Annotated in this window: 13 protein-coding genes; 5 read left to right on the top strand and 8 right to left on the bottom strand. The window is 65.8% G+C overall.

Features of this window, described 5'->3' with window-relative positions; genetic code table 11:
* Nucleotides 1-37 precede the first annotated feature (37 nt).
* Both betB and betI read right to left on the bottom strand, forming a co-directional pair.
* A complete protein-coding gene (gene betB, locus ACUCV0_RS11350; RefSeq protein ID WP_482212710.1) occupies nucleotides 38-1,510 on the bottom strand; it encodes a betaine-aldehyde dehydrogenase in 1,473 nt (490 codons plus the stop codon).
* Between the two features lie 285 nt (nucleotides 1,511-1,795).
* A complete protein-coding gene (betI, locus tag ACUCV0_RS11345; RefSeq protein WP_059313127.1) occupies nucleotides 1,796-2,383 on the bottom strand; it encodes a transcriptional regulator BetI in 588 nt (195 codons plus the stop codon).
* 192 nt (nucleotides 2,384-2,575) lie between these two features.
* Here betI and ACUCV0_RS11340 point away from each other — a divergent pair, with 192 nt between their 5' ends.
* The 3 genes from ACUCV0_RS11340 (at nucleotide 2,576) to ACUCV0_RS11330 (ending at nucleotide 6,386) form a co-directional block, all read left to right on the top strand.
* Complete coding sequence (locus ACUCV0_RS11340) at nucleotides 2,576-2,986, top strand: winged helix-turn-helix transcriptional regulator (RefSeq protein ID WP_482212709.1); 411 nt, start codon at nucleotides 2,576-2,578, stop codon at nucleotides 2,984-2,986.
* The gene (locus tag ACUCV0_RS11335) at nucleotides 2,970-3,968 is read left to right on the top strand and encodes an LLM class flavin-dependent oxidoreductase (protein WP_271653582.1); all 999 of its coding nucleotides are present in this window, start codon (nucleotides 2,970-2,972) and stop codon (nucleotides 3,966-3,968) included. The genes ACUCV0_RS11340 and ACUCV0_RS11335 overlap by 17 nt, the downstream gene beginning before the upstream one ends.
* 258 nt (nucleotides 3,969-4,226) lie before the next feature.
* The gene (locus tag ACUCV0_RS11330) at nucleotides 4,227-6,386 is read left to right on the top strand and encodes an ATP-binding protein (protein WP_482212708.1); all 2,160 of its coding nucleotides are present in this window, start codon (nucleotides 4,227-4,229) and stop codon (nucleotides 6,384-6,386) included.
* A gap of 100 nt (nucleotides 6,387-6,486) precedes the next feature.
* On the opposite strand, the gene nfsB is transcribed toward ACUCV0_RS11330, so the two are convergent.
* From nfsB to ACUCV0_RS11315, 3 genes are read right to left on the bottom strand one after another with little or no spacing between them, the layout of a single operon-like run.
* Complete coding sequence (gene nfsB, locus ACUCV0_RS11325) at nucleotides 6,487-7,137, bottom strand: oxygen-insensitive NAD(P)H nitroreductase (protein WP_271653584.1); 651 nt, start codon at nucleotides 7,135-7,137, stop codon at nucleotides 6,487-6,489.
* A gap of 18 nt (nucleotides 7,138-7,155) precedes the next feature.
* The gene (locus tag ACUCV0_RS11320) at nucleotides 7,156-8,304 is read right to left on the bottom strand and encodes an L-dopachrome tautomerase-related protein (RefSeq protein WP_482212707.1); all 1,149 of its coding nucleotides are present in this window, start codon (nucleotides 8,302-8,304) and stop codon (nucleotides 7,156-7,158) included.
* Nucleotides 8,304-9,311, bottom strand: a complete 1,008-nt coding sequence (locus tag ACUCV0_RS11315) for a zinc-binding alcohol dehydrogenase family protein (RefSeq protein ID WP_482212706.1) — start codon at nucleotides 9,309-9,311, stop codon at nucleotides 8,304-8,306. The genes ACUCV0_RS11320 and ACUCV0_RS11315 overlap by 1 nt, the downstream gene beginning before the upstream one ends.
* A 104-nt stretch (nucleotides 9,312-9,415) precedes the next feature.
* Between ACUCV0_RS11315 and ACUCV0_RS11310 the strand changes: the two genes are divergently transcribed.
* Nucleotides 9,416-10,324 carry a LysR family transcriptional regulator gene (locus ACUCV0_RS11310; protein WP_482212705.1) on the top strand — a complete coding sequence of 303 codons (909 nt, stop codon included), beginning with the start codon at nucleotides 9,416-9,418 and terminating at the stop codon, nucleotides 10,322-10,324.
* A 47-nt stretch (nucleotides 10,325-10,371) separates the two neighbouring features.
* Here ACUCV0_RS11310 and ACUCV0_RS11305 read toward each other — a convergent pair whose 3' ends face one another.
* Together ACUCV0_RS11305 and ACUCV0_RS11300 are read right to left on the bottom strand one after the other, a co-directional pair.
* Entirely contained in the window at nucleotides 10,372-10,788 is a 417-nt protein-coding gene (locus tag ACUCV0_RS11305) for an organic hydroperoxide resistance protein (RefSeq protein WP_313648377.1), read from the bottom strand.
* 145 nt (nucleotides 10,789-10,933) lie between these two features.
* Entirely contained in the window at nucleotides 10,934-11,368 is a 435-nt protein-coding gene (locus tag ACUCV0_RS11300) for a MarR family winged helix-turn-helix transcriptional regulator (protein WP_271653589.1), read from the bottom strand.
* A gap of 87 nt (nucleotides 11,369-11,455) precedes the next feature.
* Between ACUCV0_RS11300 and ACUCV0_RS11295 the strand changes: the two genes are divergently transcribed.
* Nucleotides 11,456-12,973 carry a sigma-54-dependent transcriptional regulator gene (locus ACUCV0_RS11295; RefSeq protein WP_271653590.1) on the top strand — a complete coding sequence of 506 codons (1,518 nt, stop codon included), beginning with the start codon at nucleotides 11,456-11,458 and terminating at the stop codon, nucleotides 12,971-12,973.
* A gap of 18 nt (nucleotides 12,974-12,991) precedes the next feature.
* Here the strand turns inward: ACUCV0_RS11295 and poxB are convergent, their stop codons facing one another.
* Complete coding sequence (poxB, locus tag ACUCV0_RS11290) at nucleotides 12,992-14,716, bottom strand: ubiquinone-dependent pyruvate dehydrogenase (RefSeq protein WP_271653591.1); 1,725 nt, start codon at nucleotides 14,714-14,716, stop codon at nucleotides 12,992-12,994.
* Between the last annotated feature and the right edge of the window lie 199 nt (nucleotides 14,717-14,915).

Here is a 14,915-nt window from a genome sequence, read left to right as displayed (position 1 = left end):
TCCAGCGGAGAGGGGAGAAAAGCGCTGCCTGAGCGGCCTAGAAGATCGAGGCGTAGTCGCCCAGCTCGACCTGCACCGACTTGATGCGGGTGTAGTGGCCGAGGGTGGTGAGGCCGTTTTCGCGACCGACGCCGGAGTGCTTGTAGCCACCCACCGGCATCTCGGCGGGGGATTCGCCCCAGGTGTTGATCCAGCAGATGCCGGCTTCCAAGCGATGGATCATGCGGTGGGCGCGGGCCAGGTCACGGGTGACCACGCCGGCCGCCAGGCCGTACTCGGTGTCGTTGGCGCGGCGCACCACTTCGTCCTCGTCGGCATAGGCGAGGATGCTCATGACCGGGCCGAAGATCTCTTCGCGGGCAATGGCCATGTCGTCACGGCAATCGGTGAAGACGGTGGGGGCGACGAAGTTGCCCTCGGCCAGATCGCCCTGGGTAACGCGCTCGCCACCAATGAGCAGGCGGGCGCCTTCGGCCTGGCCCTGGGCGATGTAGCCCAGCACCTTTTCCATGTGTGGGGTGCTGACCAGCGGACCGAAGTTGGTCTCGGCGGCCAGGGGATCGCCCAGCTTGATGCGCTTGACCCGCTCCACCACCTTGGCCTCGAAGTCGGCCTTGAGCGCCTGGGGCACGAACACCCGGGTGCCGTTGGTGCAGACCTGGCCGGAGCTGAAGAAGTTGGCCATGACGGCGATGTCGGCGGCGCGATCCAGGTCGGCGTCGTCACAGACGATCAGCGGCGACTTGCCACCCAGTTCCATGGTGACTTCCTTGAGCGTCGAGCCGGCGGCGCTGGCCATGACCTTCTTGCCGGTAGCGACGCCGCCGGTAAAGGAGATCTTCTCGATGCCGGGATGCTCGGTCAGGGCCACACCGACTTCCGGGCCGACGCCATTGACCACGTTGAAAACGCCATCGGGCAGGCCGGCTTCGGTGTAGATCTCGGCCAGCTTCAGCGCGGTCAGCGGGGTGACTTCGCTGGGCTTGAAGATCATGGCGTTGCCCGCGGCCAGGGCCGGGGCGGACTTCCACAGGGCGATCTGGATCGGGTAGTTCCAGGCACCGATGCCGGCGACCACGCCCAGGGGTTCGCGGCGGGTATAGACGAAGGAAGTCTCGCGCAGCGGGATCTGCTCGCCTTCCAGGGCGGGAACGAGCCCGGCGTAGTACTCGAGCACGTCGGCGCCGGTAACGATGTCCACGGCCTGGGTCTCGGACAGGGCCTTGCCGGTGTCCAGGGTTTCCAGCAGCGCCAGCTCGTCGTTGCGTGCGCGGAGGATGTCCACGGCCTTGCGCAGGATGCGCGAGCGCTGCATGGCGGTCATGGCGGCCCAGACCTTCTGGCCTTCGGCAGCGGCTGCCACCGCCTTGTCCACGTCGGCGCGGCTGGCGCTCTGCACCACGGCAAGCACCTCGCCGGTAGCGGGATTCAGGGTTTCGAAGGTGGCGCCACCGGTGGCGGCGACGTAGCGGCCACCAATGTACAGCTGCTGTTCGGCGAAACGGGCCATGGACGATCTCCCAAGACGGGGCGGGCGCCGTGGCACCCGCAAGGAACACAGGGGGAGCGAAAGAAGGGCTCTTTGCTCCAGCGATGAATCCAGTCTACTTAATTTTTATTGAACGTTCAATCAATGAAAAATTCGTGGCCGAGGCGAGACGAGCCAAGGGGCCGCCTAGAGCGGATCGGTCCGGGGCGGGTGATTAGCCAGGGGGAGAGGAGGGAGGTTGGGGAGGGAGCAACTGAAGACGCCCTGTCGGTGCTGACCGGCAGGGCGGGGGCGATCAGGTGAGCGTCAGGCCTTGGCCAGTTGCAGGTCCAGGTAGTCGTAGGCGATCTGCAGGGCCTGCTGGGTGTTGAAGGCGTCACCGGAGAGGGCGCCGCGCAGCCAGAGGCCGTCGATGATGGCGGCCAGGCCGCGAGCGGCGGCGCGAGCCTGGTCGCGCGGCAGCAGGCGCCGGAATTGCCAGCAGAGGTTGGAATACAGGCGCAGGTCGTTGATGCGCTGCAGGCGGCGCAGGTTGGGCTGGTGCATGCTGGTGGCCCAGAAGGCCAGCCAGGTCTTCATGGCTGGTCCGCTGACCTGGGTGTCATCGAAGTTGCCCTGGATGATGGCGCGCAGGTTGGCGGCGGGATCGTCCCCGGGCAGCGCCGCGCGGCGCTCGCGCACGGCCTGGCGCAGGGCATTCATCAGATGCCGCATGGTGGCTTCGAGCAGGCCGTTCTTGTCTTGGAAGTAGTGGCTGATGATGCCGTTGGAGACACCGGCCTTGCGGGCGATGAAGGCGATACTGGCGTCGCCCATGCCAACTTCGTCGACGGCTTCGAGGGTCGCGGCGATGAGCTGCGAACGGCGGATGGGCTGCATCCCGACCTTGGGCACGGAGCATCTCCTGAACAGAGGAAAGAGCTTCCGAGGGTAACTATTTTTTATTGAACGTTCAATCAATAAAAACGATCACGACCTCCTGGATTGTGCCTTGGCCGGAGCAGCAGTACCAGCCGCGACAGGTGGTTACTTTTAATAACCGCCCAGAAGGCGTAGGCTGGAGTCAGTTCTGCTTCGAGGATCGCCATGGACGCCGTGGTCAGTCGTATCTCCAGTCGCCGCCGCCTGCATGCCCATGCCTGTCCGATCAGGGACGTGCTGGATCGGATCGGTGATGCCTGGTCCTTGCTCACGCTCTTCACCCTGGAAGCCGGCCCGTTGCGCTTCAATGAGTTGCGTCGTCGGGTCGACGGCATTTCCCAGCGCATGCTCAGCGTGACCTTGCGTCAGCTGGAGCGCGACGGCCTGGTGTCCCGCACGGTGACCCCGACCAAGCCGCCCCAGGTGGAATACGCGCTCACCGCCCTGGGCCAGAGCCTGATGGTGCCAGTGGGTGCCCTGGCCGCCTGGGCCGCCGCGAAGCAGCCTCTCATTCAGCGCCACAGGGCGGCCTACGATCAGGCCGCCGAGGAGATCCCTGATGACCCGTCTTTCTAAGACCGCCCTATCGGTCCTTGACCTCGCTCCCATCCGCGACGATGGCGACGCCGCCCAGGCGCTGCACAACGCGCTGGACCTGGCGCGCCATGTCGAACAGCTCGGGTTCTCCCGCTACTGGGTCGCCGAACACCACAACATGGACGGCATCGCCAGCTCGGCGACCGCCGTGCTGCTGGGCTATCTGGCCGGTGGCACCAGCACCCTGCGCCTGGGTTCAGGTGGGATCATGCTGCCCAACCACGCGCCGCTGGTGGTGGCCGAGCAGTTCGGCACCCTGGCCTCGTTGTATCCGGGCCGTATCGAACTCGGTCTGGGTCGCGCACCGGGTTCGGATCAGCGCACCGCCTATGCCCTGCGCCGTGATCGCCTGGGCAGTTCCGACGACTTTCCGCGGGACGTGGAGGAGCTGCAGCATTACTTCGGGCCACAGCAACCGGGGCAGGGCGTGATCGCTATGCCTGGGGCAGGTACCGAGGTGCCGATCTGGCTGCTGGGTTCGAGCCTGTTTAGTGCCCAGCTGGCCGCGGCCAAGGGCTTGCCCTATGCCTTCGCGTCGCATTTCGCGCCGCGCTACGTGCACGAGGCGATCCGCCTGTACCGCGAAAACTTCAAGCCATCCAAGGTCCTCGACCGGCCCTACGTGATGCTCGGCGTGCCCCTGGTGGCCGCCGACAGCGACGATGAGGCCAACTACCTGGCCACCACCGTCTACCAGCGCATCCTGGCCCTATTCCGCGGTGACAGCCTGCGCCTGCAACCGCCGGTGCGCAGCATGGAGGGCGTCTGGTTGCCGCACGAGAAGGAGTCGGTATCGAGCTTCCTCGGCATGGCAGTGATCGGTGGCCCGGACAAGGTCCGTGAGCGCCTGGAGCTGCTGCTGGAGAAGACCGACGCCGACGAGCTGATCTTTACGTGCGACGTCTACGAGCAGGCGGATCGCTTGCGGGCGTTCTCGATCCTGGCGGATCTGAAGGGTTAAGGCGGTCGAGGTCTTTTCAACGTCGCGGTTGGTACGGCGGTGCGCGCTCTCGCACCGCCGCCGCCGAGGCGGTTCCTGACGGACCACTCTCCAGTTTCATCCGCTCCCCGGTCCCACGCAGCAGGCGCTTTATCGCAAAAGCCTGACCTTGCTGGAACCCCATCGTAAGAAACCGTGCCTGTAGCTTTATACATAAAGCCTGGCGGTTGGTACGTCGTTATTCGATCGACGCCCTTGTCAGGCAAGGATCGGTTACTGATGTCTTCTGTGCACGTACTCCTTCGTCAACGAACGGCACTGGCAAAGTTTGGAGAGCTTGCACTCAAGGGAAACGACCTTGATGAAATCCTCCATCAAGCCTGTTACCTCGTCAGTGAGGCACTGGATACACCGCTGGCGAAGGTCATGGAGCTCCAGGCCGATGGTAGGAATCTACTTGTCCGCAGTGGCGTCGGTTGGAAACCCGGCGTAGTCGGGCACGAACTCGTGCCTGCTAAAGAGCGTTCGTCCGAAGGTTTCGCGCTACAAACGGGTGAGCCGGTGGTATCGACGGACATCACCACCGAGGATCGTTTCGATTACCCGCAGTTCTTGAAGGATCACGGCGTGCGGGCGCTGGTGAACGTCATCATCCTGGGGCCGGAAGGCCAGCCGCCCTTTGGCTTGCTGGAGGTGGATAGCCCCGTCGAGCGCGAATTCTCACCAGACGACATCGACTTCCTGCGGACCTACGCCAACCTGCTGGGGGCGACCGTGGATCGCCTCAATAAAGTCCAGGCGCTCGAGCATTCCGAAGCCGAGTTGCGTGAGCGCGAGGCCCAGTATTGCGCCGCGACCGTCCTCAATCCGCAGATTCCCTGGACAGCCGATGCGCAAGGATTCATCGATTCCTTCGATGACCGCTGGCTGACGCTTACCGGCCGCTCTCGTGAGGAGCTGTTGGGCGAAGGCTGGTTGCAGGTGCCTCATCCTGACTACCGGGAGCGTATGCAGCAGGCCTGGCGACACTCCCTGGCAACTGGCGCCGCCTACGATATTCGAACCTGTCTCCAGACGGCCAGCGGCGGCTACGGCTGGTACCGCGTCAGGGCCTTCGCTCAAACGGACGAACAGGGCCAGCGTCAGCGCTGGTACGGCACCATCGAAGATATTCAGGAGCGAATGGATCTCGAGTCGGCGCTGGTCCATTGGAACGAGACGCTGGAAGAGCGGGTACGTGACCGCACCGCGGCGTTGGAGCAGGAGCAAGCAGAGCGGGCGGTCACGGAGGAGAAGCTGCGCCAGAGCCAGAAGATGGAAGCGGTCGGCCAGCTCACGGGCGGGATCGCGCATGACTTCAACAACATGTTGGCCGGGGTGATTTCCAGTCTGGAATTACTGCAGCTACGTATCGCCAGAGGCCGTTTGGATGATCTGGACCGCTACATCATCCTGGCCTTGACCTCTGCGAATCGCGCCGCAGGCCTTACGCACCGGCTTCTGGCCTTTTCTCGTCAGCAGCGCCTCGAGCCAAAGAACCTGCAAGCCAGTCTGCTGGTCAGCGAACTGGAGGATCTGATCCGGCGCACGGTCGGGCCCGGGATCCGTTTTGAAATCCTGATCGGAGACACGGGCGTCATCCATTGCGATCCCAACCAGCTCGAAAATGCGCTGCTGAATCTCGCCATCAATGCACGCGATGCGATGCCGGACGGCGGGGTACTGACCCTTGAAACGAAACGGGTGTCAGTCGAGCCCCACTACGGCGAGCTGAGGGATCTGCCAATAGGCGACTATCTCAAGATCAGCCTGACCGATACCGGTATCGGCATGTCGCCGGACACCGTGGCGCGGGTCTTCGAACCCTTCTTCACGACCAAGCCACTGGGGGAAGGCACCGGGCTAGGTCTGTCCATGGTCTTTGGCTTCATGGAGCAGTCCGGCGGGCAGATCCGGGTGCATAGTCAGCTGGGCGCAGGCACCTCTGTCAGCCTGTTTTTCCCCAGGGGCAGCAAGGGCATCGAACAAATCGATGAGTTGGCCAGTGCCGAGCCCGATGCCTGCCCTACCGGTAATGGCGAACGGGTCCTGGTGGTCGATGACGAGCCGGTGGTTCGCAAGACCATGGCGGCCGCCCTGAAAGAGCTTGGTTACCAGGTGATGGAGGCGGCAGATGGTGCCTCGGCGCTCGCCAGGTTCAAGGCGTCGCCGGATATCCAGGTGTTGGTGACCGACATCGGCTTGGCGGGTGGAATGACCGGCAAGGTCCTGTACAGCCAATTGATCGCCTTGGATCCCCAGCTCCGGGTGCTGTTCGTCAGCGGCTTTGCCGGCCCGCTGTTCGAAGAGGGCCTGCCAAGCCAGGCGCTGTTGCTGTCCAAGCCGTTCACGATGAATGAGTTCAGTCGCTGCGTAAGCCAGCTGGTTCGCTCGCCATGAATACAGCCGCGGTTGAGATCCCTGCCTTGGCGGGTAGTGTGCCAGGTGAGGGACGCCTGTGCTGGCGCCCTCTCCTGACAGTTACCAGACTGCCTCGGCTTCAATCGAGGAAGGTGAAGACCTGCTCGCGGGTCAGGCGCGACTTGGGCAGAGCGGCGTTGAAATCACTTTCGCCACGATAGCCCAGGCCGACTACCACCAGCGCGGTGTAACCCTGTTCGCGCAGGCCCAGTTCCTGGTCCAGGCTGTTGGCGTCGAAGCCTTCCATGGGGGTGGCATCGATGCCCAGCGCGGCAGCGCCGAGCAGTAGGGTGCCTAGCGCCAGGTAGGTCTGCTTCTCCATCCAGTGCTGCACATCCTGGCGCTCATGACGATGCAGGTCGACGAAGTGACGGCGGGTACCGTCCTGGGTGGCGCGTGCTTCGGGCTTGGCGAAGCGGCCGTCCTGGGCTTCCTGCTCCAGCACCTGGGCCAGATGGCCTTCGGTCATCTCCAGGCGGGTGCAGAGCACGATGACGTGGGAGGCCGGCAACACCTTGGGTTCGTTGTAGGGGCTCTGCATGCCACGGGCGATGCGCGCCTTGGCCTCGGCGCTGGCGGCGACCACGAAGTGCCAGGGCTGGGAGTTGACCGAGGAAGGCGCTTGTCGCAGCAGCTCCAGCAGTTCTTCGACCTGTTCGGCCGGGATGCTGCGGGAGCCGTCGAAGGCCTTGGTGGTGTAACGGGTACGGGCGATCTGGGACAGCTGCATGGATAACTCCTGATCGGATCAGTGGGTGGGGGCAGGCTGGGCGTCGATCTTGACGCGGAACAGGCTGTAGGGCTTCTCGCGCAGGTCCTGGCCACCGTGGAACTGGGCCTGGCGATGGAGCTGGTTGGCGGTGAAATAGAGATAGCCGTCCGGGCCGATGCTGAAGGTATCGGGCCAGAGCACGCGCGGATCGTGGACCAGGGTCTTCCAGCTGCCATCGGCCTGGCGCTGGCGCACGGCATTGTGCTCGTAGTCACCGGCATAGACGCGGCCCTGGGCATCGGCTTCGAGGCCGTCGGAAGCGCCTTTCTCGCCGAGATCCTGCACCCCGGCGCGCACCTGGGCCTCGCTGGCGCTGGGGTCGCGCAGCAGGGCGGTGGGCACGGCATAGAGGTGCCGACTGGACAGCGGGCTGAAGTAGAGGGTGCCGCCGTCCGGCGACAGGGCGATGCCATCGCTGGCGATGGCCGGGCGGACCTTGCTGCCATCGGGACGCTGCATCAGCAGCGGCTCGCCTTCCACCACCGGCACGAAGCTGGGATCGACATTGGCCTGGGGCGCACCGGTCAGGCGGCGCTGCGCCTGACCGGTGGCGAGGTCGAGGATGATCAGCCCGCCTGGAGGTGCCGAATCGGTGACATAGGCCACCCCGGCGCGACCGACGCGAAAGTCGAAGCGCACATCGTTGACGTAGCTGTTGGGTTCGAGCACCGAGGCGGGGAAGACCAGGGTCCTGGCGACCTTGTTGGTCTTGAGGTCGATGGCCACCAGCTTGACGCCACCGGCCTTGGGCGGAGCGAAGCCGGGGGCGGCGGTGTCCAGCACCCAGAGGTGCCCGCGACCATCGGCGACCACGCTCTGCACACTGATGAAGCCCTTGCCCGGCTGGCCGGGGGTTTCCACGTTGAGCGCGGCGTCCGGGTAGGGGATGGCCTTGCCGTCCTTGAGTTCGGCGACGGTGAAGGGCACCTCGTCGCCCCAGCGCGGATAGTTGACGAAGATCCGGCCGGTCTCGCTGACGGTGACCCCGGTGGGCATGGCGTCGCGGAAGGCGAAGACCTGCTCCAGCTGGCCGAGCGTGCGCTTCTGCGGCAGCGGCGCCGCCTGGGCGGTCAGGCTACCCATCGCCAGAGCGACGGCGAGGGTCAGGGCGGAGAGCCTGGCCATCAGAAGCCCTCCAGTACGAGCTTGCCGCGGGCCTGGTGGCTTTCCAGCTGGGCATGGGCGCGGCGCAGGTTGGCCGCATCGATACGACCCAGGTGTTCACCCAGGGTGGTCTTGAGGGTGCCCTGGTCGATCAGCTCGGCCACGCGTTCGAGGATCTCGTGCTGGCGCACCTTGTCCGGGGTCTGGAACAGCGAGCGGGTGAACATCAGTTCCCAGTGCAGCGACAGCGACTTGGCCTTCATCGGCACCACGTCGAGTTGCGCCGGATCGTCGATCACGCCGAGACGGCCCTGGGGCCGCAGGACGTCCACCAGCTGGGTGAAGTGCTCATCGGTGTGGGTGAGGCTGGCCACCAGGGTCACGCCGTCCAGGCCCAGGGCTTCGAGCTGGGGCCGCAGCGGCTGGTGATGATCGATGACGTGATGGGCACCCAGCTGGCGCACCCAGTCCTGGGTTTCCTGGCGCGAGGCGGTACCGATCACGGTCAGCTCGGTGAGCTGGCGGGCCAGTTGCACCAGCACGGAACCGACGCCGCCCGCCGCGCCCATCACCAGCAGCTGCTGGCCGGCGCCGCCGCCTTCGGTCGCGCCGAGACGGTCGAACAGCAGTTCCCAGGCGGTGATGGCGGTCAGCGGCAGCGCCGCGGCCTGGGCGTGGTCGAGGCTCCTGGGCTTGTGCCCGGCCAGGTGTTCGTCCACCAGGTGCAGTTCGCTGTTGCAGCCGGGGCGGAACAGCTCGCCGGCATAGTAGACCTCGTCACCCACGGCGAAGCGGCTGACGGCGCTGCCCACGGCGCGAACCACGCCGGAGACGTCCCAGCCCAGCACCTTGGAGTCGCGCTGCACCAGGCCCTGGCGCACCTTGGTATCCACCGGATTGACCGACACGGCACGGACTTCTACCAGCAGGTCATGGGCCTCGGGCGTGGGATCGGGCAGCACGGCGTCCTGCAGGGCGCGGGGATCGCTGGCGGGCAGGGTGGCGTCACCGTGGATGATGGCTTTCATGAGCGGATTCCTTTGTACGATGAGAAACGTGAGGCCATGGTCGTCTTCATTGTCGGTCGGAAAAAGCGGCAGAATCGGATAGCACCTTCACTGCAGGAAAGAAAATGATCCGCTTCGACGACCTCGGCCTCTTCGTGCGCTCCGCCGCCCTGGGCAGCTTTTCCCGCGCCGCCCGCGAGGCAGACCTCTTGCCAGGTCAGGTGAGTGCCGCCATCGGGCGGCTGGAGCGGGAGCTGGGCATTCGCCTGTTCGCTCGCTCGACGCGCAGTCTGAGGCCCACCGCCGAGGGCGAGGCCTATCTGCCCTATGCCCGGGAGGTGCTGGAGACCTTGCGCGAAGGACGTGAGCGGCTGCAGGGGGAAAGCCCCGAGCTGCGCGGCGTGCTGCAGGTGGCGGCGCCTTCGGATCTGGGGCGCAATCTCTTGCTGCCCTGGCTGGCGGAATTTCGCCAGCGGCATCCCGGCCTGACCCTCAGGCTCTACGTCTCGGACCAGCAGGCCGATGTCTATCGCGATCCGGTGGATATCGCCATCCGCTATGGCCGCAGCCAGGACGACAGCCTGGTCGCCCTGCCACTGGCGCCCGACAATCACCGGCTGCTGGCCGCGGCGCCGGCCTACCTGGCGCGCCATGGCACGCCACGCCGCCTGGATGACCTGGTCGAGCATGCCTGCCTGCTCTACCAGCTGCACGGTCGCACCTATGACAAATGGAGCTTTCCGCTGGCCGAGGGTGGCCAGCGGCAAGTCGGCGTCAGCGGGCCGCTGCAGAGCGATGATGCCGAGGTGGTGCGGCGCTGGGCGGTGGCCGGGGAGGGCATCGTCTACAAGTCCTGGCTGGACATGCGCGACGATCTCGAGACCGGGCGGCTGGTGCGGGTGCTGCCCGACCAGCCTGGCGAACCCCTGCCGTTGCAGCTGTTCTGTCCACACCGGCGCCAGTTCTCGCCGGCGGTCCGGCAACTGCATGGCTGGCTGGCGGAACGCTTCGCGGGCCTGACGGGCCAGCCATAGAAAAGGGCGCGTCCCCGAGGAGGCGCGCCCTTGGACGTTCCCTGGTGTCAGGCCAGGGTCAGACGCACGTCCACGTTGCCGCGGGTGGCATTGGAGTAGGGGCACACCTGGTGGGCTTTCTCGACCAGGTCCTCGGCCACCGCGCGCTCCAGGCCTGGCAGGCTGATGGTCAGCTCGACATCCAGGGCGAAGCCGGTGGGGATCGGGCCTATGCCGACCTGGGCGGTCACGCTGACGTCAGCCGGTACGGCGATCTTTTCCTTGGCGCCCACGAACTTGAGCGCGCCGATGAAGCAGGCCGAGTAGCCGGCGGCGAACAGTTGCTCGGGGTTGGTGCCGGCACCACCGGCGCCGCCCAGCTCCTTGGGCGTGGACAGCTGCACGTCCAGGGCCTTGTCGCTGCTGATGGAACGGCCGTCACGGCCACCGGTGCTGGTTGCGGACGCGGTATAGAGGATGTTCATGGCGTGCTCCTGTTTTAGGTATTGCGATAACTGTTTGGCCGGACGTTGACCGTGAGAACCGACAAGGTATGGACTTAAGTTATCGCGATACCTGTTATCGCGCAAATATATTTTCGGGAGCAGGCGACCAGTGGCACTGAGCCGGTTAGCGCGTCAGCTTGGCGCGCAGTGCCATCAGGTGTTCGCGCAGCTCGGACATCTGGGCATCTCCCAGCGCACAGTAGCCGCTGATGGTGCCGTTGATCTCCCGTGCCCGCTCTCGCAGGGCACGGCCGCCCTCGGTGAGTTCGATGGACAGGTTGCGTTCGTCTTCGGCATTGCGTTGCCGGGTCACGTAGCCCTCGGCCTCCAGGCGCTTGAGCACCGGGGTCAGGGCGCCAGAGTCCTGGTGCAGACGGCGCGCCAGCTCCTTGAGTGGCAGGTGATCGTTTTCCCAGAGCACCAGCATCATCAGGTACTGCGGGTAGGTCAGGCCCACCTCTTCGAGCAGCGGCTTGTACACCTTGGTCATGGCCAGGGAGGTCGAGTACAGCGCGAAGCAAAGCTGCTGATCGAGAAGAAGGGGGTCTTTGGTGGTCATGGCGGTCCCGCCTCGGTAAATGAGAAGTGATTCTACCCCGAGCATTTGGGTAGCATTAGCCTTTCGCTTTCAGACCCTGCGGTTTCCATGCGTATCCATGTCTCCTTCATCGATCGGGTCGGCATCACCCAGGAAGTCCTGGCGTTGCTCGGTGCCCGCAATCTGAACCTCGATGCCGTGGAGATGGTGCCGCCCAACGTCTACATCGACGCGCCGACCCTGAGCGCGGCGGTGTTGGAGGAATTGCGCGCCGCCCTGCTGACCGTGGTGGGGGTCGAGGCGGTCCGGGTGGTGGACATCCTGCCCGGCCAGCGTCGCAGCCTGCAGCTCGATGCCCTGCTTGCCGCCATGGCCGATCCGGTGCTGGCGGTGGACGGCGAAGGCCGCATCCTGCTGGCCAATCCGGCCTTCGCCGCGCTGGCCGGCGAGGGTGCCGGCACGACCCTCGCCGACCTCTTCAATGACAGCGAGCTGCCAGCCGAGCTGCTGGCCCAGGGCTTTCGTCTGCCCCTGCGCGAGGTGGTACTGCGCGGCCAGGCCCTGTTGCTGGACGCCACCCCCATCGGCGAGCCGGTAGGTGGGCTAGCCGGGGGGCTCCTGACGCTCTATGCACCCAGCCGCATCGGCGGTCGGCTGTCAGCGCTACGCCATGACACTCCCGAGGGCTTCGATTCCCTGCTGGGCGATTGCGCGGCGATCCGTACGCTCAAGGCCCGCGCCCAGCGCCTGGCGGCCCTGGAGGCCCCGCTGTTGATCCTGGGTGAGACCGGCACTGGCAAGGAGCTCGTCGCGCGGGCCTGTCATGCCGCCAGTGCCCGGCGCGATGCGCCCTTCCTCGCGTTGAACTGCGCCGCCCTGCCCGAGAGCCTGGCCGAGAGCGAACTGTTCGGCTATGCCCCGGGCGCCTTCACCGGTGCGCAGCGTGGCGGCAAGCCGGGTCTGCTGGAGCTGGCCGACCAGGGCACGGTGTTTCTCGACGAGGTCGGCGAGATGTCGCCCTATCTGCAGGCCAAGCTGCTGCGGTTTCTTTCCGACGGCACCTTCCGCCGCGTCGGTGGGGCCCACGAGAGCCAGGTCAACGTACGCATCCTGGCTGCGACTCACCGCGACCTGCAGGCCATGGTGGCCGCAGGAAGCTTTCGCGAAGACCTCTTCTATCGTCTCAATGTGCTCAGCCTGCAGGTCCCGGCGCTGCGCGAGCGCGGCCAGGACATCCTGCTGCTGGCACGACACTTCCTGCAGCAGGCCTGTGCCCAGATCGGCCGGCCGCCGTGCCGCCTGGCACCGGCCACCTACGGTGTGCTGCTGGGTAACGCCTGGCCAGGCAACGTTCGCCAGTTGCAGAACATCCTCTTTCGCGCCGCCGCCATCAGTGAAAGCGGCCAGATCGATGTCGAGGACCTGGATCTGGCCGGTACTGCAATGGCTGGGCAGGTGGAAACCGAGGTCAGCACCCTGGAAGCCGCCGTCCAGGGCTACGAGGCGGCGCTGCTGGAACGGCTCTATCCGCAGTATCCGTCCAGCCGCCAGCTGGCCGCACGCCTGCAGACCTCGCATTCGGCCATTGCCATGCGCCTGCGGCGCTACGGCATTCCGCGGCGCTGAGCGCCGCAGGCGCCTGGATCAACGCAGCACGTTGGTCTTGGCCAGATCCACGACTTCGCTGCCACGGCCACTCATCACCGCGCGCAGCATGTAGAGACTGAAACCCTTGGCCTGGGCAGCCTCGATCTTCGGTGGCAGCGACAGCTCCTGCTTGGCGATGCGCACGTCCACCAGCGCCGGGCCGGGGTGGGCGAAGGCCTCTTCCAGGGTGGCGTCGAGCAGACTGGCCGATTCCACCTTCCAGCCGCGCACGCCGCATGCCTCGGCCACCCGGGCGAAATCGACCTCACCCAGATCGGTGGTCTCGTCGATCATGCCGGCGGCCTTCATCTCCATGGCGACGAAGCCCAGGGTGGCGTTATCGTAGACGATGACCTTGACCGGTAGCTTTTCGCTGGCGAGGGTCGCCAGTTCGCCCAGCAGCATGGACAGCCCACCGTCGCCAGCCAGGGCGACCACCTGGCGGTCGGGATAGGCCGCCTGCAGGCCCATGGCCTGGGGCAGGGCGTTGGCCATGGAGCCGTGGCTGAAGGAGCCGGCCAGCTTGCGTTCGAAGTTCATCGCCAGGTAACGCGCGGCCCACACCGTGGGGGTGCCGACGTCGCAGGTAAAGAGGGCGTCCGCTGCGGCCAGTTCGCTGACCCGGGTGGTGAGGTACTGCGGATGCAGGGGTTCACCGTCGGCGGTGGCGGTGGCCAGCTCGTCCAGCTCGGCGCGGGTCTTGCGATAGTGCTGCTGGGCCTTTTCCAGGAAGCGGCTGTGGCTGTTGGGCTTGAGCCGCGGCAACAGGGCGTCCAGGGTGGCGCGGACATCGCCCACCAGGCCTTTGAGCAGGGGGGTGCGCACGCCCAGATGAGCCCCACGTATGTCGATCTGCACCACCCGGCCATGGTCCGGGAAGAAGTTGCGATAGGGGAGGTTGCTCCCCAGCATCAGCAGCAGGTCGCATTCCTTGAGCGCGTGATAGCCGGACGAAAAGCCGATCAGACCGGTCATGCCCACGCCATAGGGATTCGAATACTCGATATGGGCCTTGCCGCGCAGCGCATGAACCACCGGTGCCTGCAGCCGCTCGGCCAGGGCTACCACCTGGGCATGGGCACCGGCGCAACCGGCGCCGCAGAGCAGGGTGATGCGCTTTTCGCCGGCCAGGAGTTCGGCCAGAGCGTCCAGCTCGGCCTCCGGCGGGACCACCACCGGACGCACCGGCTCGCTCCACTGGGCTTGCTTGATCGGCGCCTCGGCCAGGGCCACGTCGCCCGGGATCACCACCACCGACACCGAGCGATTGAGGATGGCCGAGCGCATGGCGGTTTCCAGGATGCGCGGCAGCTGCTCGGGATGGGACACCACCTCGCAGAAGTCGCTGCAATCACGGAACAGGCGCTCCGGGTGGGTCTCCTGGAAATAGCCAAGGCCGATCTCGCTGGAGGGAATCTGGGCGGCGATGGCCAGGACCGGCGCACCGCTGCGCTGGGCGTCGAACAGGCCGTTGATCAGATGCAGATTGCCCGGACCGCAGGAGCCGGCGCAGACCGCCAGGCGCCCGCTGGTGTCGGCGGCGGCACTGGCCGCGAAGGCCGCGGCTTCTTCATGACGCACGCCACGCCAGCGGATGCGATCACGCGTGCGCAGGCTTTCGGTGAGGCCGTTGAGCGAATCGCCCGGCAAGCCCCAGATGGTATCCACACCAGCGGCTTCGAGGGTGGCGACGAGCAGATCGGCAACGGTTTTCACAGCCATGACAAAGACTCCAGGCAAGGGTGGGGGAGGGCAAAGCCGCTTGGCAGAGGTCTTGTTGTGCCTTCTTGGTCCGACGAAGCGGGGCGGAAGTTCGCGCTGGTACTCTTTCCGGAATCCGGCCGGAGGTTCCAGAGTTTTCCGCCTCCAGCATTCTTGCAAGGTCTAGCAAGTGCCATGACTAAGAAGATTCTTATCTGGC

It is taken from the genome of Pseudomonas sp. VMV1, assembly GCF_056790235.1.
The sequence above is the reverse complement of the archived record's forward strand: the minus strand, read 5'-3'. Positions and strand labels throughout refer to the sequence as shown.